Annotated in this window: 1 protein-coding gene; it reads left to right on the top strand. The window is 65.0% G+C overall.

The features are described 5' to 3' along the window. Positions 1-417, top strand: a 417-nt coding sequence (locus D472_RS26395; protein ID WP_033304603.1) for a cbb3-type cytochrome c oxidase subunit I, incomplete at both ends; no start/stop codon positions are given.

Below are 417 nucleotides of genomic sequence, written 5' to 3' on the forward strand. Positions count from 1 at the left end.
GCCGCTCTCCGACGCGGTGCGCTCGCCGGGTCTGGGTGGCGACCTGTGGCTGCTGGGTCTGATCGTCTCGGGTCTGGGCACCATCCTGGGCGCGGTCAACTTCATCACCACCGGTCTGTGCATGCGCGCGCCCGGTATGACGATGTTCCGCATGTCGATCTTCTCCTGGAACACGATGCTCACCAGCATCCTGGTGCTGGTCGCGTTCCCGGTCCTGACCGGTGCTTTGGTGGCCTTGGCCGCCGACCGCATCGTCGGCACCCAGGTGTTCAACCCCGAACACGGCGGCGCCATCCTGTGGCAGCACCTGTTCTGGTTCTTCGGGCACCCCGAGGTGTACATCATCGCGCTGCCGTTCTTCGGTATCGCGACCGAGATCCTGCCGGTGTTCAGCCGCAAGCCGATCTTCGGCTACAA

Source organism: Nocardiopsis alkaliphila YIM 80379 (assembly GCF_000341005.1).
Taxonomy (GTDB): Bacteria; Actinomycetota; Actinomycetes; order Streptosporangiales; family Streptosporangiaceae; genus Nocardiopsis; species Nocardiopsis alkaliphila.